Annotated in this window: 24 protein-coding genes; 17 read left to right on the forward strand and 7 right to left on the reverse strand. The window is 42.6% G+C overall.

Features of this window, described 5'->3' with window-relative positions:
• Nucleotides 1-90 precede the first annotated feature (90 nt).
• Complete coding sequence (locus ERX35_RS00070; RefSeq protein WP_149457866.1) at nt 91-504, reverse strand: hypothetical protein; 414 nt, start codon at nt 502-504, stop codon at nt 91-93.
• Between the two features lie 157 nt (nt 505-661).
• Between ERX35_RS00070 and ERX35_RS00075 the strand changes: the two genes are divergently transcribed.
• Together ERX35_RS00075 and ERX35_RS00080 are read left to right on the forward strand one after the other, a co-directional pair.
• Entirely contained in the window at nt 662-1,222 is a 561-nt protein-coding gene (locus ERX35_RS00075; RefSeq protein WP_149457867.1) for a hypothetical protein, read from the forward strand.
• A gap of 246 nt (nt 1,223-1,468) precedes the next feature.
• Nucleotides 1,469-2,293 carry a S1 family peptidase gene (locus tag ERX35_RS00080; protein WP_149457868.1) on the forward strand — a complete coding sequence of 275 codons (825 nt, stop codon included), beginning with the start codon at nt 1,469-1,471 and terminating at the stop codon, nt 2,291-2,293.
• Between the two features lie 31 nt (nt 2,294-2,324).
• Here the strand turns inward: ERX35_RS00080 and ERX35_RS00085 are convergent, their stop codons facing one another.
• On the reverse strand, nt 2,325-3,077 hold the full coding sequence (locus tag ERX35_RS00085; protein ID WP_149457869.1) for an arylamine N-acetyltransferase family protein: 753 nt from the start codon (nt 3,075-3,077) through the stop codon (nt 2,325-2,327).
• Nucleotides 3,078-3,175: 98 nt separating this feature from the next.
• On the opposite strand from ERX35_RS00085, the gene ERX35_RS00090 reads away from it, so the two are divergent.
• The 3 genes from ERX35_RS00090 (at nt 3,176) to merA (ending at nt 6,720) form a co-directional block, all read left to right on the forward strand.
• On the forward strand, nt 3,176-4,630 hold the full coding sequence (locus ERX35_RS00090; protein WP_149457870.1) for a glycoside hydrolase family 1 protein: 1,455 nt from the start codon (nt 3,176-3,178) through the stop codon (nt 4,628-4,630).
• A gap of 343 nt (nt 4,631-4,973) precedes the next feature.
• Nucleotides 4,974-5,405, forward strand: a complete 432-nt coding sequence (gene hypR, locus ERX35_RS00095; RefSeq protein WP_149457871.1) for a redox-sensitive transcriptional regulator HypR — start codon at nt 4,974-4,976, stop codon at nt 5,403-5,405.
• Entirely contained in the window at nt 5,392-6,720 is a 1,329-nt protein-coding gene (gene merA / locus ERX35_RS00100) for a hypothiocyanous acid reductase MerA (protein WP_149457872.1), read from the forward strand. The genes hypR and merA overlap by 14 nt, the downstream gene beginning before the upstream one ends.
• 194 nt (nt 6,721-6,914) lie before the next feature.
• On the opposite strand, the gene ERX35_RS00105 is transcribed toward merA, so the two are convergent.
• Nucleotides 6,915-7,820 carry an urea transporter gene (locus ERX35_RS00105; RefSeq protein WP_149457873.1) on the reverse strand — a complete coding sequence of 302 codons (906 nt, stop codon included), beginning with the start codon at nt 7,818-7,820 and terminating at the stop codon, nt 6,915-6,917.
• A 264-nt stretch (nt 7,821-8,084) separates the two neighbouring features.
• On the opposite strand from ERX35_RS00105, the gene ERX35_RS00110 reads away from it, so the two are divergent.
• The 8 genes from ERX35_RS00110 to ERX35_RS00145 all read left to right on the forward strand — a co-directional run bounded on the left by ERX35_RS00110 (nt 8,085) and on the right by ERX35_RS00145 (nt 14,186).
• The gene (locus ERX35_RS00110) at nt 8,085-8,387 is read left to right on the forward strand and encodes an urease subunit gamma (protein ID WP_149457874.1); all 303 of its coding nucleotides are present in this window, start codon (nt 8,085-8,087) and stop codon (nt 8,385-8,387) included.
• A 12-nt stretch (nt 8,388-8,399) separates the two neighbouring features.
• Entirely contained in the window at nt 8,400-8,732 is a 333-nt protein-coding gene (ureB, locus tag ERX35_RS00115) for an urease subunit beta (RefSeq protein ID WP_149457875.1), read from the forward strand.
• A 44-nt stretch (nt 8,733-8,776) separates the two neighbouring features.
• Entirely contained in the window at nt 8,777-10,492 is a 1,716-nt protein-coding gene (gene ureC / locus ERX35_RS00120) for an urease subunit alpha (RefSeq protein WP_149457876.1), read from the forward strand.
• A 12-nt stretch (nt 10,493-10,504) separates the two neighbouring features.
• Nucleotides 10,505-10,957: an urease accessory protein UreE gene (gene ureE / locus ERX35_RS00125; protein WP_149457877.1), complete on the forward strand. Its 453-nt coding sequence runs from the start codon at nt 10,505-10,507 to the stop codon at nt 10,955-10,957.
• Nucleotides 10,950-11,639, forward strand: a complete 690-nt coding sequence (locus ERX35_RS00130; RefSeq protein ID WP_149457878.1) for an urease accessory protein UreF — start codon at nt 10,950-10,952, stop codon at nt 11,637-11,639. Before ureE ends, ERX35_RS00130 begins: the two co-directional genes overlap by 8 nt.
• A gap of 13 nt (nt 11,640-11,652) precedes the next feature.
• Entirely contained in the window at nt 11,653-12,264 is a 612-nt protein-coding gene (ureG, locus tag ERX35_RS00135) for an urease accessory protein UreG (protein ID WP_425463242.1), read from the forward strand.
• Nucleotides 12,265-12,275: 11 nt separating this feature from the next.
• Nucleotides 12,276-13,088 (forward strand): urease accessory protein UreD, encoded by an 813-nt coding sequence (locus ERX35_RS00140; RefSeq protein WP_246143091.1) that lies wholly within the window; start codon nt 12,276-12,278, stop codon nt 13,086-13,088.
• A gap of 78 nt (nt 13,089-13,166) precedes the next feature.
• Nucleotides 13,167-14,186 (forward strand): HoxN/HupN/NixA family nickel/cobalt transporter, encoded by a 1,020-nt coding sequence (locus ERX35_RS00145; protein ID WP_149457880.1) that lies wholly within the window; start codon nt 13,167-13,169, stop codon nt 14,184-14,186.
• Nucleotides 14,187-14,238: 52 nt separating this feature from the next.
• Here ERX35_RS00145 and ERX35_RS00150 read toward each other — a convergent pair whose 3' ends face one another.
• Entirely contained in the window at nt 14,239-15,885 is a 1,647-nt protein-coding gene (locus ERX35_RS00150) for a peptide ABC transporter substrate-binding protein (RefSeq protein WP_149457881.1), read from the reverse strand.
• Nucleotides 15,886-16,060: 175 nt separating this feature from the next.
• Complete coding sequence (locus tag ERX35_RS00155) at nt 16,061-17,071, reverse strand: GTP-binding protein (RefSeq protein WP_149457882.1); 1,011 nt, start codon at nt 17,069-17,071, stop codon at nt 16,061-16,063.
• A gap of 167 nt (nt 17,072-17,238) precedes the next feature.
• Here ERX35_RS00155 and ERX35_RS00160 point away from each other — a divergent pair, with 167 nt between their 5' ends.
• Complete coding sequence (locus ERX35_RS00160) at nt 17,239-17,595, forward strand: hypothetical protein (RefSeq protein WP_149457883.1); 357 nt, start codon at nt 17,239-17,241, stop codon at nt 17,593-17,595.
• A 2-nt stretch (nt 17,596-17,597) separates the two neighbouring features.
• The gene (locus ERX35_RS00165; RefSeq protein WP_149457884.1) at nt 17,598-18,071 is read left to right on the forward strand and encodes a DUF805 domain-containing protein; all 474 of its coding nucleotides are present in this window, start codon (nt 17,598-17,600) and stop codon (nt 18,069-18,071) included.
• Between the two features lie 107 nt (nt 18,072-18,178).
• Here ERX35_RS00165 and isaB read toward each other — a convergent pair whose 3' ends face one another.
• Complete coding sequence (gene isaB / locus ERX35_RS00170; RefSeq protein WP_149457885.1) at nt 18,179-18,751, reverse strand: immunodominant staphylococcal antigen IsaB family protein; 573 nt, start codon at nt 18,749-18,751, stop codon at nt 18,179-18,181.
• 268 nt (nt 18,752-19,019) lie between these two features.
• Between isaB and ERX35_RS00175 the strand changes: the two genes are divergently transcribed.
• Together ERX35_RS00175 and ERX35_RS00180 are read left to right on the forward strand one after the other, a co-directional pair.
• Complete coding sequence (locus ERX35_RS00175; protein WP_149457886.1) at nt 19,020-19,544, forward strand: DUF805 domain-containing protein; 525 nt, start codon at nt 19,020-19,022, stop codon at nt 19,542-19,544.
• Nucleotides 19,545-19,619: 75 nt separating this feature from the next.
• Nucleotides 19,620-20,135, forward strand: a complete 516-nt coding sequence (locus ERX35_RS00180) for a DUF805 domain-containing protein (RefSeq protein ID WP_149457887.1) — start codon at nt 19,620-19,622, stop codon at nt 20,133-20,135.
• A gap of 861 nt (nt 20,136-20,996) precedes the next feature.
• On the opposite strand, the gene ERX35_RS00185 is transcribed toward ERX35_RS00180, so the two are convergent.
• The gene (locus tag ERX35_RS00185; protein WP_149457888.1) at nt 20,997-22,007 is read right to left on the reverse strand and encodes an NADP-dependent oxidoreductase; all 1,011 of its coding nucleotides are present in this window, start codon (nt 22,005-22,007) and stop codon (nt 20,997-20,999) included.
• Nucleotides 22,008-22,456: the final 449 nt, after the last annotated feature.

Below are 22,456 nucleotides of genomic sequence, written 5' to 3' on the forward strand. Positions count from 1 at the left end.
AAATAGTTCCATTTTCTCATTCTTTTGACGACAAAATAAAAATGTAGGAAAACGACCAATTGAAAGGTTGTTTTCCTGCATTTTTTTATTCTAACTATCATCTCGACTCTCTCTGACCAGCATTTTGCGGTAAGCTGAACGTGATTTGAAAAATCTGATGATATTTCCAATAGTTAACCCGGTAATTGCTCCCATCATTCCGGATGTGGTAGACAAGAATCCAAAAGATGAAAAAATTATGACTAAGTAGATAAGTGACACTACAATAGTAGGGATAGTTGAACGCTTCTGCCATTTATAGACGAGGGCAGGGCTGAAGTTGTTTTTCTTATAATATCTGGCATATTCATCCGCATAAGATATAGGTAATGATAGAACTAAGTAACTGATTGCTAGAATTGCTATGACGGGATGGTCAGGCATCGCTATGTAGTAAATAACAGCAGCCAGTATAATAAACAAAATGACTGTGAGGACCAGATTTCTTTTGATTTTAGCCGGCATAGATCTCCTCCTAGCATATAATTATATTTATTTACTATATTATACAATTATGACTAATATACAACAGATTTCTGTCATTTAAGCTATGTTATGTAAGCGTTTTCAAAGTATAATGAAATCAGGCAGCCGCCAAATTACTTTTCAAGGAGTGTTTATGATGAAACAATTAGTTTCTCTCTTACTTGTATTATTAATCGCTGTCCCATGGACCCATCACGCAGAAGCTGCCAGGAACATACCGGGACAAGTCAACTTAAAGGACAAAAAAGTCATCACAGCGCTGAAATCCGGGAAGATGACTTTCAGGGGGGTCAAGCTGGGTGACACAGTGAAAACAGCACGGGTGAAGTGGGGGAAGCCGGCGAGTTCTTATAAAAGTGTCAACCAGTATTATGATTACGAGCTGGATTATGAGCTCGAGTCAGATGACTATTATGACCTGGCTGAGACTTATTTCACGGGTCAACGTCGGCAGACTTATCCGCAGTTCAAGCTGCGCTACATCAATTATAACAATGAGAGCATCAGATTCAGTTATAAGGATATGCTGAAGTACTGGGGCAAGAAAGCGGATTTCGTTTACACAAGTGCAGACACTGAGAACTATATTTACGGGCAGACCATTCTGACTTATGATTCAGCGGACGGCGCATTTTACGGCTATCAATATGCAGATCAAGCGACTATCAAAGAAATTAAACGATTATATACGAAGTAATGAAAGTCAGCCTGCGCTGGCTTTTTATTGTTGGTCAGAAAGCGTTATATCGCGTTTTTCCCGGGACATCCATGAATCGCCGAGGACGCTTGAGTTATGACTGATAAACGCGGAATATCGCTCATAACTCTCCCACTATGTCCAGTCATCCCTGATTCCCTAAAACATCCGCTATACCTCCTGCTAGGTCCGTGGTATATTTACTATCAATAATCATTTTTCAAATATAAAAACAGGGGTATACAGATGAAACGACGATTATTTGTAATAACAGGCGTGCTGTTATGTTCTTTGACGACTCAGGCGCATGCGATGGAGACAGATTATTATTATGACGGCCTGAAGCCGAACAACTTACAGACCGGTTATGAGCGTGCCAAGTCTTACAGCAACTCGACAACAATCATGAAACTACAGGACAATGACAGCAAATCACGCTATAAAGCAGTCGGCTATATTTCAAACAAGAATGGCTGGGCAGGTGAAGGCGAAGAATCGATGGGGACAGGTTTTGTCATTGATGATTACACGGTGCTGACGAATGCCCATGTCATAGGTGATAAGAATGGGAATAAGGTTCAGGCGAAGTACATCCGCTTCATGATGAACCGCGACGGCAAGAAAATCCCGTATAACTTCGAAGTGAAGGATATCGTCAAAATTCCGTCGGCGGATCTTGCGGTGCTGCATACGAAGAACCGTCTGACAGCTTACGTCAAACCGCTGAAGCTTGCCACTGACTGGCAGATCAATCAGCTGCGTCCAGGCACGCCGCTTTACTCTGTCGGCTATCCGTATCACGGGACAGATGATTACACGACGCGTTACTGGAATCAGGCAGTGTTCCTCGGCCGCAGCTCGAATATGACCGAACTGATGACGAAAGACAGGTTCAGAGCAGGGGCATCAGGTTCACCGCTCGTCGATGCGAACTTCAACGTTTACGGTGTCAGAACTTACAGCCATAAGCTTTATAACGTCAATGATGACAAGTACGGCCGGGTGGAACTGGCAGGCGCTGAGTCATTGTATGGTTATTCCGGCGCTAAAGTACTGCAGTATAGTTACTAACAGTAAAACAGCTGGACTAAAGATACATCGTTCATTCGAGGCGGTTGATGGTGATGTCCATTCCGAAATAAGTTTTTAAGTACTCACGGTAGTTCTCTGCCGTGAGTTTTATTTTTTGTTTGTCGCCGTTCTTTGTAATCGTCAGATGGTCCTGGCTCATCGATACGCGGCCGTCCGCCTGAGCTTTCGTGATAAGCAGATTTTGGACGAAGATGGACTGCGGGTTGTGCTGGTTATAGTCAATCATAGCAGCGAAATCAGCCAGAGACTTCTCGTCTGTCAGCCCTTTATAAAGCGTGTTAAAACTGCCGTCTGTCTCTTTCTGCAGCTCGAAGCGGCCGCCGGTCTGAATCGCCCGGAAGCGGCCGTTGATGTCATCCACGATGTCAGGTGCTTCTAGTGCTGACAGCGGGACGGGTTTCATCGGCAGATCGCCGAAACCGACGTCCGCTATATACAGCCGGTCCAGCTGCACGAGTGTCGTCATATGAGAGCCTTCCAGCGCCCAGCCGTGCGGCGATTTGACCGTCGCAGCAGCGTTATAGGCGTGAAATCCTTTCGCCGTCAAATAAGCCCTGAAAAATGTGTTCAGTTCGTAGCAGAAGCCGCCTCTATGATTAATGATGATTTTATCGAACAAGTCATCAGTGCTGGTGGAAATGGGTATATTATTTTGGACATTGATATTTTCAAACGGTATTTTCAGCATGAAAGCGCGCATGTAGTCTTCAAGCGCAGCGTCCGCTGTAACGTTCAAATACTGATCAATTTGATGGATATTCATTATGTCACATCCTTTATGCTTATTATAACATCGGGCCTTATATTTTATAGATGAAGGGCTTTACTATATAATGGCAGTGATAAGAAGAGGGGGAAATAATGATGGAAACAATTAAAGGATTTAAAGACGATTTCTTATGGGGCGGTGCGACGGCAGCGAATCAAATAGAAGGGGCATTTGATGAAGACGGTAAAGGATTGTCAGCAGCTGACTTCGTGGAATATATTCCGAAGGAGCAGCGCACGAAAGACAACCATATGGAAGTGACAAGTGATGTCATCAAGAAAGCACTTGCAGGCGAATATTCCGGGCGTTTCCCGAAACGTGAAGGTATTGATTTTTATCACACGTACAAAGAGGACATTAAACTGTTTGCTGAAATGGGTTTTACAGCGTTCCGTCTGTCGATCCACTGGTCTCGTATTTTCCCGAATGGGTATGATGCTGAGCCGAATGAAGCGGGTCTGAAGCATTATGATGAGGTCTTCAAGGAGCTGAGAAAATACAACATCGAGCCTGTCGTGACGCTCAGTCATTATGAGACGCCGTACGGCCTGATTGAGAAATACAACGGCTGGGTCGGCCGTGAATGTATTGAGCACTTCGTGACATACGCTGAGACTGTCTTCAATCGTTACAAAGGCCAGGTAAAGTACTGGATCACTTTCAACGAAATCAATATCATCAATATCTCTCCTTTTACAGGCGGCGGTGTGCTGAGCGACCTTGAAGAGAATCCTGAAGAGGCAGCTTATCAGGCACTCCATCATCAGTTCGTGGCGTCCAGTCTTGCGACGAAGAAGCTGAAGGAAATTGATCCCGAGGCACAGATGGGCTGTATGCTTGCAAGAATGCTGTCCTATCCGAACACATGTCATCCTGAAGATGTCAGAAAAGCACAGGTTGATAATCAGCTGAACTTAATGTACACAGATGTGCATGCGCGCGGCGAATATCCGAACTTCTTCAAGCGTCACTTAGCAGAGAATAATATAACGATTCAGATGGAAGATGGAGATTTAGCAGTATTGAAGCAATATCCGGTCGATTATATTTCATTCAGCTACTACATGACGCTGCTGTCTTCTGCTGCACCTGAAGGAGAAGTGACAGCAGGTAACTTAATGAACAGTCTTAAAAATCCATATCTTGAATCGTCCGACTGGGGCTGGCAGATTGATCCGCTCGGCTTAAGAACGCTGCTGAACGATATGTGGGACAGATATCAGAAGCCGTTGTTCATCGTGGAAAATGGCCTCGGTGCATATGACAAAGTAGAAGAGGGCCGCATTCATGATTCATACCGGATTGATTATTTGAAGCGGCACATAGAACAGATGAAAGAAGCGGTCAAAGACGGTGTCGATCTTATGGGCTACCTTGCGTGGGGGCCGATTGACCTGGTGTCTATGTCAACAAGCGAAATGAGCAAACGCTACGGCTTCATTTATGTGGATAAAGATGACGATGGCCGTGGAACAGGAGAACGGATCAGAAAAGATTCATTTGACTGGTACAAAGAAGTGATCGCGACGAATGGTGAAAACTTATAGCTTAATGAATTCTGTGATTTTCATAATTTTGGCCTTCAGGAGCAGTTTGAAGGCCACTTTTTCGATAAATGGATGATATTTTCATAATTTTGGCCTTCAGGAACAGTTTGAAGGCCACTTTTTCGATAAATGGATGATTTTTTCGTAATTTTGGCCTTCAGGAGCAGTTTGAAGGCCACTTCTCGGATAAATGGATGATTTTTTCGTAATTTTGGCCTTCAGGAGCAGTTTGAAGGCCACTTTTTCGATAAATGGATGATATTTTCATAATTTTGGCCTTCAGGAGCAGTTTGAAGGCCACTTTTTCGATAAATGGATGATTTTTTCATATAGGAGCAGTGTTATGAATCTTGAATTTAATATGGCGGTTCATATTCTCAGCTGCCTGGCAAAGCATCCCGAGGATAAATTCAGCAGCAGCGAGCTCGCAGCTAAAATATGTGTCAACCCGGCTCAGCTGAGACGGGTGCTCAGTAAGCTGAATGAGCATCATTATATTGAGTCATTCAATGGGAAATACGGCGGCTACACGGCGAACGCCGGCACGATTGATGTGTCACTTGCTGATCTTTATCTTCTGTTTATGGAAGGCAGGTCAACAAGACGGCTGTTCACGGGTAGTACTGATAATCCGTGTGATATTTCCCGGGGTATTAAAGATGTTATGGTTGATTATCAGCGTAAGGAGCAGGAAGTGATTGCAGCGCATTATCGTAGTATCACAGTAAGAGATGTGCTGAACGACATAGTACAGGAGGATTATCATGAAGTATGATTTAGTAATTATAGGATTCGGTAAAGGCGGTAAAACAATCGCGAAATTCGCAGCGGCACAAGGTCAATCAGTCGCGGTCATCGAGAAATCTGAAGAGATGTACGGCGGGACTTGTATCAATGTCGGCTGTATCCCATCAAAAACTTTGTTCCACGGCAGCCGGCAGGCTATCAGCTTTGACGAAGGCGTTTCAAGAAAACGTCAAGTTGTGCAGGCACTCAACAAAAAGAACTTCAACAACTTGAATGAAGATGACAATATAAAAGTGCTGAACTATAAAGCACAGTTTAAATCCAATGATGAAATCGAGCTGCTTAATGAACAGAATGAAGTAGTAGAGACAATCAGTGGTGATCACATTATCATTAATACAGGAGCGAAACCGGTCATTCCTGAAATCGACGGCGTAAAGACATCGAAATACCTTTATGACTCAACAGGCATCATGAATTTAGCGGAACAGCCGAAACGTCTTGTGATTATCGGCGGCGGCTATATTGCGCTTGAGTTTGCGGCGACGTTTACGAACTACGGAACTGAAGTCACAGTCATCGAACGCAGCGGCCGCTTAATGGCACGTGAAGATGACGAGATTGCAGCTGAAGTCGTGAAAGACATGACAGACCGCGGCATTAATTTTGTGCTTGACGCCCAAACAGAACGTATTACTGACAAGGATGGTTATACAGTCGTCGAAACATCACAAGGCTCATTTGAAACAGATGCTGTGCTGCTTGCGACAGGCCGTCAGCCGAATACAGACCTGGCGCTGTCAAATACAGATGTTAAACTCGGCGAGCACGGCCAGGTTAAAGTTGACCAACAGCTGAGAACAACAGTTCCTCATATTTATGCACTTGGCGATGTGAAAGGCGGCATGCAGTTCACATACATTTCACTGGATGACTTCAGAATTGTCAGAGATGCATTGTTCGGCGAAGGAACAAGAACGACTGCTAACAGAGGCGCCGTGCCTTATACAGTGTTCATTGATCCACCGCTGTCCCGTGTCGGTCTGACTGCTGCTGAAGCGCGTGAGCAAGGCTGCGAAATATTAGAAAATACACTGCCAGTCAATCAGATTCCAAGACATAAAGTCAATAATGATCCTCGCGGTCTATTTAAAGTAGTGATCGATGCCAAAACTGATTTAATACTCGGTGCTACATTATACGGCGCACAGTCAGAAGAGCTCATCAACCAGGTTAAGCTGGCAATTGATCAGAACATCCCTTATCAAGTATTACGGGATAACATTTATACACATCCGACGATGATAGAATCATTCAACGATCTCTTTAATATTAAGCAGTAACCTATAAAACACGACGAGTCTGGGACATAAGCTCACTCTGCTAGTGGATGGTCGTTTCCTCAGTCATGAGAATGTCTATTCAATACAGCTGAATCAACAATACCGCTAACAAGATTATGGAAATCTTTTTAGCGGTATTGTTGTGTCAAAGAGTTGTTTATGCTGCAGACACTTTTTTTCAGTATATAATGAAGTTAATTTGCGGCACGGCGCGACAGAGCCTCTGCATATAGCTGGAAAATCCATGCAGTAATGACAAAAGGTGCAGTCAGGATCGGCAGTCCGAAGACCGCAATAGGGGTAACAAGCGATAGATTCATAATCACAGTTACTATCACGCCGAATGCCATATAGGCGATAGAGTAACGACTTTGTTTAAAGAGCATCCAGATGACAATCAGACTAAGTACTAAATTGTAGCCGAACAGTCCGTTGTTCAGCTGTGATGTGCTGACGTCAAGACCGAAGATGAGCAGGATGCCAAGCAGCGTGCCGATTAACGTGACGAGTAACAACTTTCTATCCGCTATCCATATCGCAATAATCATAATGATGCCGCTAATGATATTTGATACGAGAAAGACTTCGGTGAAGCTCTCAAGCAACGCCTGCAGCAGCTGGAAGTGTCCGCCTGCTATTTCAGGATGCTTCATCGTTTCCGGCAGTAAAGTGAGTGTAGTGTCGACGAACTTAGTCGAATAAGCGGTATTGATGAATAGCCACGTTGTCAGTATGAAAGGCATCGTGTAGACGCTTAGACCGAAGCGGTCGAGCAGCATCTGCAGTGCCTTATGAATCAGCATAGTCACAGGGATTGAGCTGATAATAATCAGTAGATTAATCCAGTGGAAATGCAGGAAGACGGTTAATGCAATGGTTGTCAGGACAGGATTGAATCCTGCTAATCCGTGGCTGATTTCTTCTTCAGTGAAAGCAAGCAGCGGTGCAGTATAGAATGAGATTGCACTTGCTGCCAGTGCAGCAATGCCTACTCTCCAGTCTGCAATCGTCAGAGCAAGTAGAATAAGCAGACCCGTCCATTTGTTTTCTATCAGCAGCACTTGAGAAATATTCTTCAGCAATGTGTCAATGATTTTCATGTAAGGACACTTCCTTGTTAATTTTTTATACCGCTATCAGTATACACCCGTTTTTCCGAGAACACACTTATTTAAATATTTTAAGTGAATTTTGCAACTCAAATAGTTAAATTTAACAATAATTAGTAATACTTTTTGAATATTATATGAATTTTGTATGAAAAGAGTGAAGTGTATGTATTAATGCTAGCAATTTTTTTGAGATAGGAATAATATGAATTTGTCAGTTGATTCCTAAATATTTTAAGAAAGAAGGAGAGTTATTTGCGTTTTACTCAAAGAGAAGCAGATAAATTAATGATTGTAGTTGCCGCAGACTTGGCTAAAAGAAGGAAGGAAAGAGGATTAAAACTAAACTATTCTGAAGCATTAGCGCTGATCAGTTATGAACTACTGGAAGGTGCACGTGATGGTAAGACGGTAGCTGATCTTATGAGCTTCGGTAAAACGATTCTCAACGAAGAAGATGTGATGGAAGGTGTAGCAAGTATGATCACTGACATTGAGATTGAAGCGACATTCCCTGATGGAACGAAATTAATTACAGTGCATCACCCGATCGTATAAGGAGGAGATAAGATGAAACCTGGCGAAGTAATTATTAAAGAAGGCACTAAAATAATAAACGAAGGAAAACAGGCGACAAAACTCCGAGTGAAAAATACAGGAGACCGCCCGATTCAAGTAGGTTCACATTTCCACTTCTTCGAGACGAATAAAGGTCTGGAATTCGACCGCGATAAAGCTTACGGGAAACGTCTGGATATTCCGGCAGGAGCTGCAGTCCGTTTTGAACCGGGTGATGAGAAAGAAGTCAGCTTAATAGAATACGCCGGTGAACGCAATATCTTTGGATTCCGTAACTTAGTTGACGGTCCGATTGATGACAGCAAAGTTTATCGACCTGAATAGTCATTGTAATTAACGCACTCAAACTATATAAAGGTGGTCATAACATGAGTTTTGAAATGCAAAATTCGCAGTACAACAGTTTATACGGTCCGACAGAAGGCGAATCTGTCCGTCTCGGCGACACCAACTTGTTTGCTAAAGTTGAAAAAGATTATGCAGTATATGGTGAGGAATCTGTGTTCGGCGGCGGTAAAACGATTCGTGACGGCATGTCGCAAAATCCGAACGTGACGCGTGAAGATCCACGGGTCATGGATTTAGTCATCACAAACGCCTTGATCATCAACTACGACAAAATTATCAAAGCAGATATCGGTGTGAAGGACGGCTTTATCCGTATCATCGGTAAAGCAGGGAACCCGGATATCATGGACAATGTCGACATCGTTATCGGCGCTTCTACCGATATTATTGCGGCTGAAGGCAGAATTGTCACAGCAGGCGGGATTGATACGCATGTTCATTTTATCAATCCGGAACAGTCACAGATTGCGCTTGAAAGCGGCATCACGACTCATATCGGCGGCGGTACAGGCACATCAGAAGGAACGAACGCGACGACTGTGACACCAGGGTCATGGTATATGAGCCGCATGCTGCAGGCAGCAGAAGGACTCCCGCTTAATATCGGGTTCACAGGGAAAGGCCAGGCGGTTAACAAACAGGCACTAATCGAGCAGGTGGAAGCAGGTGCAATCGGCCTGAAAGTCCATGAAGACTGGGGAGCAACACCGTCAGCGCTGGATCATGCTCTGGAAGTAGCTGATGAATACGATGTGCAGGTCGCACTGCATGCGGATACACTGAATGAGGCAGGATTTATGGAAGATACAATGGCTGCTGTCAAAGATCGTGTGCTTCATATGTATCATACGGAAGGTGCAGGCGGCGGTCATGCCCCTGACTTAATCAAGTCAGCAGGTTATCCGAACATTCTGCCGTCATCTACTAATCCGACATTACCTTATACTATCAACACAATTGATGAACACTTAGATATGGTAATGATCACACATCACTTGAATTCTTCAGTGCCGGAGGATATCGCGTTCGCAGATTCACGGATCCGTAAAGAGACGATTGCAGCAGAAGACGTACTGCAGGATATGGGTGTATTCAGTATGGTCAGCTCGGATTCACAGGCGATGGGACGTGTCGGTGAAGTCATCACGCGTACATGGCAGGTCGCGCATCGTATGAAAGAGCAGTTCGGTTTCCTTGAAGGAGACAGTGAGCATGATGATAACAACCGCATTAAACGCTATATCGCTAAATATACGATTAATCCTGCCATCACTCATGGCATCTCAGAATATGTCGGTTCTATTGAGCCTGACAAACTGGCAGATATCGTTTTATGGAATCCAGCCTTCTTCGGAGTGAAGCCTGATTTGATTATTAAAGGTGGTATGATCAGTGCAGCTATCAATGGAGATGCCAATGCATCCATTCCGACGGCAGAACCGATTAAATTCCAGAAGATGTATGGTCAATACGGTTCAAATATCGCACAGACAGCGATAACATTTATCTCTAAGGCAGCTTACGATAAAGGAATCCATAATGATCTGAAATTACAGCGGACTGTAAGACCTGTAAAGAACATCCGTAATCTGACGAAGAAAGATATGAAGAACAACAGTGAAACACCTCATATTGATGTTGATCCACAGACATATGAAGTATTTGTGGACGGCAAACTGATTAAGAGTGAACCAGCGAAAGAGCTGCCACTTGCACAACGTTATTTCTTATTCTAAGGAGAGAACTTTATGATTATCGAAGAGATTCAAGGCAATATTGCCAATCTATCGAACGACGAGAAAAATATCCATATAGAAAAGGTATATATGGAGAACTCTGATTTAGTAAAACGGATTCAGCGCGTGACGACAGATCATGGTAAGGAAATCGGCATTCGGCTGAATAAGCCGGTTGACCTGCAGTATGGTGACATCCTTTATCGTGACGAGAAAAACATGATTGTTGTCGACGTGAACAGTGAAGATATCCTGGTCATTAAGCCGACATCTATTAAAATGATGGGAGAAATCGCCCATCAATTAGGCAATCGTCACTTGCCGGCGCAGTTTGAAGGTGACGAGATGCTGGTCCAGTATGATTATTTAGTTGAAGATCTGCTGAAATCATTAGAAATTCCGTTTGAACATACGGAGAGAAAGGTGAATAAAGCTTTCAGACATATAGGACACTCTCATGATTAATCAGCAGGAGTTACGATTGTTCCAGTTTTGTGACTCCCAGATTCCAACAGGTGCTTTCAGCCATTCCTTTGGTCTGGAAACATACATTCAGCACGGTTCCGTCCATGACGGACCGAGCTTCACGAAATGGCTCGGAATGTTTCTGAAAGAACAGCTGATATATTCGGACTGTCTGGCGATGATAAGGGTACATGCAGCACTGGAAGCAGAGGAATTTGATATAGTGCTGAAGTACGACCGGTTGTTGTTCGTGCAGAATATCCCGAAAGAGACCCGGGTCGGCAGTAAACAGATGGGTAACCGCATGCTGAAGCTGATACTTGAATTATATGATTCACCGCAGCTGAATAAGTATCAGCAGTATGTAACAAAACGTGAGGCCAATGCACATCCGGCACTCTGCTTTGTTATGCTCGGCCATCATCTCGGGGTGTCTATCGAGAAGATTATTCAGTACTATATATACCAGAACGTTGCGAGTCTGACTCAGAATGCTGTCCGTGCGATTCCGCTCGGTCAGACAGAAGGACAGAAGATGATCACAACAATCATTCCAGAAATTGTCACGATTACTGAAAAAGTATTTACATTAAATGATGCAGACTTCGGCATTACAGCTCCAGGTCTTGAAATCAATCAGCTTGAGCATGAACATGTCGGTGTCAGAATCTTTATTTCATAGGAGGAAGAAAGTTATGAGTTTAGTAAGAATAGGTATCGGCGGGCCTGTCGGTGCAGGTAAAACACAGTTAATTGAAAAAGTAGTAGGTCGTCTGGCTGATCAGATCAGCATTGGTGTCATTACTAATGACATCTATACGAAAGAAGACCAGAAGATTCTTGTAAGAACAGGCGTCCTGCCGGAAGACCGTATTATCGGTGTAGAGACAGGCGGCTGTCCACATACTGCAATTCGTGAAGATGCATCAATGAACTTCGCTGCTATTGATGAACTGCTTGACCGTCATGATGATATCGAGCTGATTTTCATAGAATCAGGAGGCGATAATCTGGCAGCAACATTCAGCCCTGAACTTGTTGACTTCTCCATCTATATCATTGACGTTGCCCAAGGTGAGAAAATTCCACGTAAAGGTGGACAAGGGATGATCAAATCCGATTATTTTATCATCAACAAAACAGATTTAGCACCATACGTCGGTGCATCTCTTGAACAGATGGCAATTGATACGGAAACATTCAGAGGGAAGAAGCCATATACATTTACCAACTTAAAGACAGAAGAAGGACTGGATAATGTAATCGAGTGGATTGAACACCACTGTCTGCTCAAAGGGCTGAAGTAATGACGGACTGGATGGGAGAACTTGACATAACGGTCATCAACAAAAAAGGTCGTAGTGTCGCTAATAAGATTTATTACCAGGGTGCACTTAAGGTAATAAAGCCCATTTATTTAAACGATTCCAATTTTCCGACGTTTTATCTGTCAAATGTAGGAGGCGGATTTCTGGATGGCGATCGCTATCGTACAGAAATTACGCTTGAGGACAATGCGTCATTGTCATTGACGACGCAAGGTGCGACAAAAATCTACAAAACATTGAAAGATTGTGTCAAGCAGTACCAGACATTTAATTTAGGGGTAGACACTTACTTTGAATATGTAGCTGATCCAATTATTGCTTATAAAGATGCGGATTATTTTCAGCAGAATATCTTTCGTCTGACCTTGACAAGCGCCCTGTTTTATACTGATATACTGACGCCTGGTTACGACAGTGAGGCGACCCATTTCAGCTATAAACAGCTCCATCTGCTGAATGAAATATATATGGATGACCAGCTTGTATTATTCGACAATATGAAATTGACGCCGCATGAGAATGAAATCGGTGAGATTGGCTTCATGGAAGGTTATACGCATCTTGGCTCATGCTACTGCATACATCCTGAAATCAACCAGTCGCTGCTTGATGAGCTGGTGGAATTGATTAAACATGAAGATAGAGATATTCGTTTCGGTATCAGCATGATGACTATCAGCGGTTTTACGCTAAGAATACTCGGTAACCGGACAGCTGATATTGAACATGTGCTGCTGAAAGTGCAAAAGCATATTAATGAACTGCATTATCAGCGTCCCGTGGCATTTTTAAGAAAATATTAATAATAGATTTAACAGTTTAAGCTATTCATCACCTGTTAAGATGGATAGCTTATTCACTATGAATCAAGGAGTGTTTCAATGAAACAAATCAATCAACAAAATCAACTGAGGTCCTCGTGGCCTTATCTTACTGTTGTTGTCTTGCTGCATATGCTCGGTTTAATACTGATGTGGATCGGCTCCGGTGACAATAAAATGCTGGTCGGCATGGCACTAGTTGCATATATGCTGGGCACGAGGCACGCCTTCGACCCGGATCACATCGCGGCGATTGATAACAGTGTTCGTAAATTGCTGCAGGAGAATAAGAAGACGCTTGGCATCGGGTTTTACTTCTCGCTCGGCCATTCGAGCGTTGTCCTGCTGATGTCTATCGCTCTTGGAGTATCTGCCGGATGGGCACAGCGGCATCTACCACAGCTGCAGCATATCGGCGGTATTATCGGGATGAGTGTCTCAGGGACATTCCTATTGATCATCGGCATCATCAATCTTATCATTCTTGTTCAATTAATCCGGTTGTTCAAAGACGTAAAGGACAGTGACCCAGGTAATGATAAACTGGAAGAACTGCTGAAGAGCAGAGGGTTTTTCTCACGTCTTATCGGGCCTTTCTATAAAGTACTGAATAAAGAATGGCATCTATATCCGCTCGGCTTCCTGTTTGGACTCGGCTTCGATACAGCAAGTGAGATAGCATTACTGGCACTTTCTGCTTCTGCTTCAACATCATCATTCTCATTAGCTGGAATACTCGCGCTGCCGATATTATTTGCAGCAGGGATGTCACTTTTTGATACGCTGGACGGAATTTTCATGACGCGTGCCTATGATTGGGCATTTATCAAGCCGATTCGCAAGCTTTACTACAATATTACTATTACAATGATTTCAGTCATTGCAGCTATTGTCATCGGATTAATCGAAATCTTCCAGCTGACAGCAGAGAATCTGCATCTGAACGGAAGATTCTGGACATCTGTTCAAGGCATTTCTCTTGAATACATGGGCTATTTGTTAGTTGCGTTATTTCTTGTCTCATGGATTGTGTCTTACGTCGTATGGAAAGTATTTAAAATAGAGGAGCGGTACAGCTGAGGCTCTGTAAATAAAAGTAGCAGCCCGATTATCAATGATCGGGCTGCTCCTTTTATTTTTCGATATACGTATTTTTCAGTGAAGTATCACCGGCAAACTTATGCAGCACTAAACCTTTTACTTTAGAATTCACAAGACGTGCCATACCACTCTGGTACATTGGAGAGATAGCAGCGTCCTCGAGCAGGATAGATTCTGCTTCCTGCAGTGTTGTCCAGCGTTTATCCGGGTCTGAAAGGAGCGGGCCTTTAGCGTCTTTAACTTTCTTGTCGAATTCAGCGTTCTTCCAGCCCATTTCGTTGTTCGGGCTGTCAGATAAGAAGAGGTCGACGTAAGTCATCGGGTCTGGATAATCTGCACCCCAGCGGCCGAACGACATTTCGTAGTCCTGCTTGTATTCGAGTGCAAGTTTCTGCTTGAACGGCTGCTGCTTGATCTTCAGCTTGACGCCCGGCAGGTTGCTTTCAATCTGTTCTTTAACATACTCGGATTCTTTCTTCGCGGTATCCTGGTCATAAGTCAAAAACTCAAAGTCGAAGTGATCTTTACCAAGTTCTTTCTTCGCTTGTTCGTAATATTTCTTCGCCTCTGCTTTGTCATAGTTCAGCGGTGATTTCACGCCTTTAACATAATCTTTGTCATCTGAACCTCTGACGAATTCACTAGGTGTCAGGACATCGGTCGGCGCAGAACCATTATTCAATAAGTTGCGGACATATTTATCTTTGTCTACTGCTTTAGCAAGAGCAAGACGCAAGTTCTTGTTTTTCAGTTCCGGCACTTTGTCCTGATTGAAGCGGATGAAATAAGTGCGTGCCTCAAGCTGAGTGTCGAACTCTTTCTTGTCTTTATATTTATCCACTTGTTCAGCAGTCAACTGGACGACATCCAGTTTGCCGGTGTCATATAGGTTCGCCGCTGTCTGCTGGTCTTTGATGACGTCGTAGTTGACTTCATCCAGCTTCACTTTATCTTTATCCCAGTATTCTTTATTCGGCTTAAGTTTATAGTTTTTCTCGAGGTTCCATTCTGACAATACGAAAGGACCGTTGTATAACGTGCTTTGTGCAGTCGTGCCGTACTTCTCACCTTGTTTCTCGACGAACTTCTTGTTCTGCGGGTTGAACGTACCGAAAGCAAGGAGCTCCTGGAAATAAGGGACATTCGTGTTCAGCTGGATTTGCAGCGTATGATCATCTAGTGCTTTAACGCCTAGTTCTTCAGGTTTCTTCTTACCTAAGTTCACGTCTTCCGCGTTTTTAACGTCATACATGATATAAGCATATTCAGAGCCGGTTTTAGGGTCTAAAGTGCGCTGCCATGAATAGACAAAGTCCTGTGCCGTCACAGGGTCACCGTTAGACCATTTAGCATCATCACGCAGCTTGATCGTCCATGTCTTGCCATCCTTAGACTTCTCAGGATCGCCTTCTGCCACACCCGGCACGGCTTTATCTTTATTATCAAGCGTGTACAGACCTTCCATCACCTGATTGAATACGTTGAATGCGACCATATCTGTCGCAAGAGATGTATCTAACGTCGGAATATCAGACAGTGATGCTAAATTCAGCACTTGCTTCTTATCTTTGCCGGAAGCTGAATCCTTATTATCAGAACTATTGCCGCCTGAACATGCCGCTGTAAAACCTGATACCGCAATTAATGACGCTAAAAATAAACGACTATTCTTTTTCATTCAATTTCCCCCGTATCATATTTTAGATTATTTTCAATATTTTCTGAATATTTTTATTATAGGCAAATAAGCATATTAATACAATAACAATTTTTTAATATTGCCTAAGAGAGGAGCAGAATGAGCCGCTGGGCAAAGAAAAAACCTGAGCAGAAATGCTCAGGCGCGTACATCATTACTCAGTCTTCTGTTCTTTCAAAAACTTATTGTAAATAAGCGTCAGCTGCTGATCAGTGATCTCGATGTCATGCTCATACATATATTTCATGGCGTAGCCGAGTGACACAGTCGTGGCACCGGCGACGCTGGCACCGATGACAGAGCCGGCACCCGGAATAAACTTCACAAGCTGGCGGAATGCTGCTTTGCCGGCGTTGCCGACGATGGTCGCGATGATCAGTTCACGGGCATTTTCCTTCGATAACGGTTTGCCGTAGAGACTGGCAAGCTTCAGCATCATGCCGATCTGAATCGACGTCAGCGGAACGAAGTCAGAGCCCGGAACAGGTAGGGCACCGACTGCCGTCGCTGAGACTCCTGCACCGAGTATCCATTTATTAGCGATATGACTTTTGTCCTGCATGTGCTTTCCCATCAGCAGGTCTTTTGATTTCTTCTGCAGCACGTCCAGCAGCTGCTTCTGCAGCATAGTGATATTCTCGCCGGTGCGCGAGGAAATCGGAGCAATCAGAAATTGATTCTTTGTTTTATCCTCAATATATTTCACTTGTTCAGGCACATCATCAGCTGCATCGATCTTGTTCAGCACAATAATGATGTCTTTGTTCGTTTTCGCGATATCTTTCAAGTTCTTCAGTTCATTCTCTGACAGCACAGTGCCTGCAGCGTTTAAGAAGAACAGAATGACATCCGCTTGTTTGTAGTAATCAAGTGTGACTTGTGAATTCACCGCATTCACGTCATCAAGTCCCGGCGTATCGACAAACAGAATATTATCCATATACGGAATTTCTTTGACAGCAACTGTTTCCCCGGGTTTTGCGCCGACTGAGGCAATGTCCTGCTGCATCAGTTTGTTGATTGTTGATGACTTGCCGCTGTTCACGTCACCGACTAAGGCAATCATAATCTTCTGTGACAACTGCGCACTGATTTTTTCTGATTCACTTTTAAACACCTGGTCAAACGTACTATTGAAGTCTTGATTATTCACATTCTCCGCCATTTCATCACCCCTAAGTTTTATATCATTATCATAGCAGTTTTCACCGCTGAAGATAAAATCTTAATCTTTCTTAAATATCAGAAAACTGATGAGTCGATTGCAGAAGATGTGATACAATGAGTAGAATAATATACTTTTTATTACATATGTACGATGGAGGACTGAAGATGGGATATTTCTATGTCTCGCTATTTTCTAACATGTTGTTATTGATGCTCGTACCTTACATGCCGTTCGACTTAAATAATGCAGAAAGTCCCGTGTCATTATTAGTCGTGCTGAATTTGATGACTTTGACTTTATTCAGAAATGAATATGACCGCTGGCAGCATGGCAAAAAATGTTTTCTGTATTTACCCGTGCATTTACTGCTGTCACTGCTCGTCATCGTGCTCATACCCGAGGCGGATGAATCATTTACAGAAAGACTGCTGTTTACAGTGATTGTATTTTTAACGTTCAGCTATGCAGCTGACAGCTTTATCAGACTGCTCGACCGAAAAGTGAATGAAAAGGGGAGATAGAAGTGAAAGATAGCTTCTATGATTTCTGGCTGCATGCATTTTCAGGAAAAGGTAAAGATTCGCGTTTTGAGTACTGGTTTCCAGCACTCAGTTCAATAGCCGCCTGTTTTTTGATCACTTATCTGCTCGTCAAAGTGAATAGCTTTTATAACAACGGGGAAGGCCTATCAATTGAACTGCTGTTTATCTTTATCCCGCTCTACATCATTGTATTTGCAGCAGTTGCGAACAGTGCACTACGCCGCTTCCGTGACGTCGGATTAACCGATAAAAATATTATGCTGATTACACTAATATTTAATTCGGCATTTCTACTATTTATAATTTATGGCGCCTTTACAGAACTTCATGACAATAAGATAGGGGAGCTGTTATTTAATATAGAGGGCACCGCCGTATCGCTCGCGGTTATAACATCTACTATCATTCTCATGCTGCCAACTGACTTCATGCTGAAGAAGAAGGATAGAGTGTAGGAGGACTGCCGAGTGAAGATGGTTGATGTCAAGAATTGAAGAAGAGTTACTATTAATATTAAAAACAGCTTCCGAGTTAAAAGGAAGCTGTTTTTATGACAATAAATTTAGAATTCAATGCCGCCGTCAGAGATGATGAACAGCTCAGTCAGTTTTTTGTTTTTATCGAAGAATGCTTCGAATGTCCCGTTTTTAGTTTGATAAGAATACGTATATTCTATAATATCGCCGCGCTCTGAATACGTTTCTGCTTCAGTGCTGAAGTTTGTGCCGTAAACCTGCTGGAACTGCTTGATTGAGATTTTTCCTTTCTGGACAGGAAGAATTACGGTGAAGATTTGATTTTTAGCGGATTTCAATGCGATTGTATCAAATTTTTTCAGAGCGTATTTTTTGTTGATTTTTTTAGTGGCTGCGATGTCATAGTAGTGATCAAAACCTGCCATAATATCGGCTTCTTTCACTTGTTTCACTACTTTGTAGCCATTAATTGTCACATTGCTGTTCAACAGCGCATTCTTGAAGTGTTTATCAAGCACAAATTGATAGCTGCTGCCTGTATAGCCGCTCCAGTTATAGTAAGGAGTGACTGTTTTGGCATCGGCTGCACTGTGATGAACGACGGGCACTGCTGCAAATAATAATGACGTTGCAAGTCCTATTTTAATTAAGATTTTCATAAGTTTTCCTCTTTTCTTTTAACTGTTTTCAGCATACTATACAACCTATGTAAAATATATGAAATTATTGTATATTTAAGGTAACTTTAAGATTTCAAAGAATAGTCATCCATAAGACTGCAGCAATAAAACACCTCACGCTTTTATAGTCATTTTATTCTTCAGGATAAATTATTGAGATTTATGGGTAATATGTAATTGTTGATGCTGTTTATTCACTAAGCAGCTACAGTGCAGGTAATAGGAAAGCAGATAGGAGGACAGCGGGATGGCGGAAGTTTACATGGCGTTCTGGAAGAATGCTTTGAATATAAGAGATGGTGCGACGAGGAAAGAGTTCAATGTACCTTTTCTGTTGCATCTCGTCATCATCTGGTTCATTATGCCGCTGCTCGCTAAACTGCTAGGAATCAGCGGGGAAGCTTATCATACTGACTTCTATATATTGAGCACTGAAGTGAAGTTTAATGGTAATGAATTAACATGGCTGCTGATAGTCATCTTAATTGTACCGACTGCAACGCTCACATTCAGAAGATTCCAGGATCTCAAGATGAACGGCTGGTGGTCGCTTTATATCATCGGATTTCCGATTATCTTCATAATTGTCACGCTGCTTGCTAATACAATCGGTCAATTTCTGCCTGCTGATTCACTGCTTGCTGAAATCATTATCACTGCCGTCGTCTGCGTGCCGATACTCCTTCTTGTGCTGCTGATATCGCAGCTTATTTTCTATGAACATAAAACTTATCCGAAATGGTGGATGATTGATAAAGATAACAGTATTTAATTTTTAAGGAAACTTTAAGATTAAGAAAATACGGCTTATGTTACCATTAAATAGAATAATATATAAGGGGTGGTAATGTTGGAGAGAGAAATGTCGTTTAAAGATGCTTATTTGAATTTCTGGCGGAAAGCATTTGTGATGAAGGGGAGAGCGAGGCGTAAAGAATACTGGGTTCCTATGCTGGTACATATAGCATTGTCCATTGTGCTTAGCCTGCTTGCCGGCTTTATTGATTCTAGTATGGGCCGGAATACAGAAGATCTCGGTTCTGTCTCTCAAGTCGTCCAAGGGCTCACAGGACTCATTCTGCTTGTTCCTAACTTTACAGTCGGTGCACGACGGCTTCAGGATATCAACATTAACGGCTGGGTGAATCTTGTGCCGCTTATCGTATCACTGGTAGGCTTAGGGGCCATTATTTTTAGCATTTTCAAGGAAGCAGCTAATCCTGCAGGTGTAGTCACAACGTCGTTACTTGTGTTAGCTGTCCTGCTTGTTATGAGTCTTGTTTTCATCATTATGTTTGCGCTTGATGGTACACGCGGAGCTAATAAATACGGAGAAGATCCTAAAAACAGAGTGAAATATTGAGAAATCTCTCATGACCTGGTCATGAGAGATTTTTTAATGGAAATTCTGAAGGCCAAAACTTTGTAGAATCTGTTGAAATTAGCGAGAAGTGGCCTTCAAACGACTTCTGAAGGCCAAAATTCTAAAAAATTGACGAAAACTGGCGAGAAGTGGCCTTCAAACGACTCCTGAAGGCCAAAATTCTACAAAATCAACGAAAATCGATGAGAAGTGGCCTTCAAACGACTCCTGAAGGCCAAAATTCTAAAAAATCGACGAAAACCGATGAGAAGTGGCCTTCAAACCGCTCCTGAAGGCCAAAATTCTAAAAAATTGACGAAAATTGGTGAGAAGTGGCCTTCAAACTGTTCTTGAAGGCCAAAATTCTATAAAATCAACGAAAATCGGCGAGAAGTGGCCTTCAAACTATTCCTGAAGGCCAAAATTCTAAAAAATTGATGAAAACCGATGAGAAGTGGCCTTCAAACTGTTCTTGAAGGCCAAAATTCTATAAAATCAACGAAAATCGGCGAGAAGTGGCCTTCAAACTATTCCTGAAGGCCAAAATTCTAAAAAATTGATGAAAATCGATGAGAAGTGGCCTTCAAACGACTCCTGAAGGCCAAAATTCTAAAAAATCGACGAAAACCGATGAGAAGTGGCCTTCAAACGACTCCTGAAGGCCAAAATTCTAAAAAATCAACGAAAATCGGCGAGAAGTGGCCTTCAAACTGTTCTTGAAGGCCAAAATTCTATAAAATCAACGAAAATCGGCGAGAAGTGGCCTTCAAACCGCTCCTGAAGGCCAAAATTCTAAAAAATTGACGAAAATTGGTGAGAAGTGGCCTTCAAACTGCTCCTGAAGGCCAAAATTCCTCTATATTAATCTAATTCTTTCATCTGAATAACGACTTTACCTTTAGTACTGCCGTTCTCTACGTAGTCTAAAGCTTTCTGTGTTTCACTGAACGGAAAGACGCGGTCGATGATTGGACGGAGTCTGCCTTCTGCAATGAGGTCATTGAAATATTCAAGATGTTCGCCGCTTGGATGCATGAACATATAGCTGTAATGGGCGTTGTATTCTTTAGCCGATTTTTCGTATTTCATAGCAGCTACTTTAAACAGTCCCTGGCGCAAATAGCCGAGGTTATTCTCGACCGCAAATCTTGCATTCGGAACAGCCGCTATAGAGATCACATGACCACCGTCTTTCACAGCTTTGAACGACTGCTTAGTTGTATCGCCGCCGACGGTATCAAAGACGCTGTCAAAACGACCGGCTGGTTCACTGAAATCGACTTCCTTATAGTTGATCAGCTCATCTGCACCGAGCTCTTTAGCGAGTGCTTCGCCTTTACTGCTGACAGTAGTCGTCACATGAACGCCGAGTGCCTTGCCGAGCTGTACAGCAAAACTGCCGACACCGCCTGCCCCCGCATGAATCAGCACATGATCGCCAGGCTGGACATGCAGTTTCTCAGTCAATGCCTGATAAGCAGTCAGACCGGCGAGCGGAATGGCAGCTGCTTCGACAAACGACAGGCTTTCAGGTTTCAAGGCGAGATTATTCTCACCGATGACTGCATATTCAGCAAATGTCCCGTAGTTATCATTCTCAACCCGGCCGTATACTGCATCACCTTCTTTGAACTTCGTCACATGCATGCCCACCTGCTTCACCACACCCGCAAAATCTCCGCCGAGAATAAGCGGCATCTTATAGCTTCTCAGTATTCGTAACTGACCATCGCGCAATTTGTAGTCAACCGGATTGATACTCGCAGCATACACTTTCACAAGTACATCATGCGCGCCAATCTTCGGCACCGGTAACTCCATTAACTTAAGCGGTACTTTCCTGCCGTACTTCTCAATTGCCATCGCCTTCATATGATCATCTCCTTATGTCCAAGTATAAATGGAAGCTTCAGAAAACTTAAGTCATAAGGTCTGGAGTAGTGAGTCAGATGACTATGACGAGATCTAAAAATCGCCTGCTGTACAAAGGCATGTGTTTTAAAATCAGCAGTCCATCTCTGTGTTTAGTTATAAATATACAGAAAATAAATTGAAAATTCGTATATTAACTTTAAGCGACTAAATATATTAATAAAATAGAACAAATGTTAACAAAAATAAATTTTATAAATTATAAAGTTATAAAATCAGATAAATATTTTAAGATTAAAATATGACAGATGGAATTATTACAATTTAGACATTGGCACGACTTCAAATTTACGATAAATATGCAGATTTTAATAAAAATTATTATTTTATAACTATACTGATATAATAAATCTAAATGTTAAATAAAATTTAACTTTATTAAAAGTCAT

Origin of the sequence: Macrococcus equipercicus (genome assembly GCF_004359525.2) — a bacterium.
GTDB classification, from domain to species: Bacteria; Bacillota; Bacilli; order Staphylococcales; family Staphylococcaceae; genus Macrococcus; species Macrococcus equipercicus.

Coding starts and splice junctions, on each gene's coding strand:
- ERX35_RS00145 (WP_149457880.1), top strand. CDS start 13,167: ATGAAACAAATCAATCAACAAAATCAACTGAGGTCCTCGTGGCCTTAT.
- ERX35_RS00180 (WP_149457887.1), top strand. CDS start 19,620: ATGTTGGAGAGAGAAATGTCGTTTAAAGATGCTTATTTGAATTTCTGG.
- ERX35_RS00075 (WP_149457867.1), top strand. CDS start 662: ATGAAACAATTAGTTTCTCTCTTACTTGTATTATTAATCGCTGTCCCA.
- ERX35_RS00140 (WP_246143091.1), top strand. CDS start 12,276: ATGGGAGAACTTGACATAACGGTCATCAACAAAAAAGGTCGTAGTGTC.
- ureB (WP_149457875.1), top strand. CDS start 8,400: ATGAAACCTGGCGAAGTAATTATTAAAGAAGGCACTAAAATAATAAAC.
- ERX35_RS00160 (WP_149457883.1), top strand. CDS start 17,239: ATGGGATATTTCTATGTCTCGCTATTTTCTAACATGTTGTTATTGATG.
- isaB (WP_149457885.1), bottom strand. CDS start 18,751: ATGAAAATCTTAATTAAAATAGGACTTGCAACGTCATTATTATTTGCA.
- ERX35_RS00105 (WP_149457873.1), bottom strand. CDS start 7,820: ATGAAAATCATTGACACATTGCTGAAGAATATTTCTCAAGTGCTGCTG.
- ERX35_RS00155 (WP_149457882.1), bottom strand. CDS start 17,071: ATGGCGGAGAATGTGAATAATCAAGACTTCAATAGTACGTTTGACCAG.
- ERX35_RS00070 (WP_149457866.1), bottom strand. CDS start 504: ATGCCGGCTAAAATCAAAAGAAATCTGGTCCTCACAGTCATTTTGTTT.
- ERX35_RS00080 (WP_149457868.1), top strand. CDS start 1,469: ATGAAACGACGATTATTTGTAATAACAGGCGTGCTGTTATGTTCTTTG.
- ERX35_RS00085 (WP_149457869.1), bottom strand. CDS start 3,077: ATGAATATCCATCAAATTGATCAGTATTTGAACGTTACAGCGGACGCT.
- ureC (WP_149457876.1), top strand. CDS start 8,777: ATGAGTTTTGAAATGCAAAATTCGCAGTACAACAGTTTATACGGTCCG.
- ERX35_RS00185 (WP_149457888.1), bottom strand. CDS start 22,007: ATGAAGGCGATGGCAATTGAGAAGTACGGCAGGAAAGTACCGCTTAAG.
- ERX35_RS00150 (WP_149457881.1), bottom strand. CDS start 15,885: ATGAAAAAGAATAGTCGTTTATTTTTAGCGTCATTAATTGCGGTATCA.
- ureE (WP_149457877.1), top strand. CDS start 10,505: ATGATTATCGAAGAGATTCAAGGCAATATTGCCAATCTATCGAACGAC.
- hypR (WP_149457871.1), top strand. CDS start 4,974: ATGAATCTTGAATTTAATATGGCGGTTCATATTCTCAGCTGCCTGGCA.
- ERX35_RS00130 (WP_149457878.1), top strand. CDS start 10,950: ATGATTAATCAGCAGGAGTTACGATTGTTCCAGTTTTGTGACTCCCAG.
- ureG (WP_425463242.1), top strand. CDS start 11,653: ATGAGTTTAGTAAGAATAGGTATCGGCGGGCCTGTCGGTGCAGGTAAA.
- ERX35_RS00090 (WP_149457870.1), top strand. CDS start 3,176: ATGATGGAAACAATTAAAGGATTTAAAGACGATTTCTTATGGGGCGGT.
- ERX35_RS00175 (WP_149457886.1), top strand. CDS start 19,020: ATGGCGGAAGTTTACATGGCGTTCTGGAAGAATGCTTTGAATATAAGA.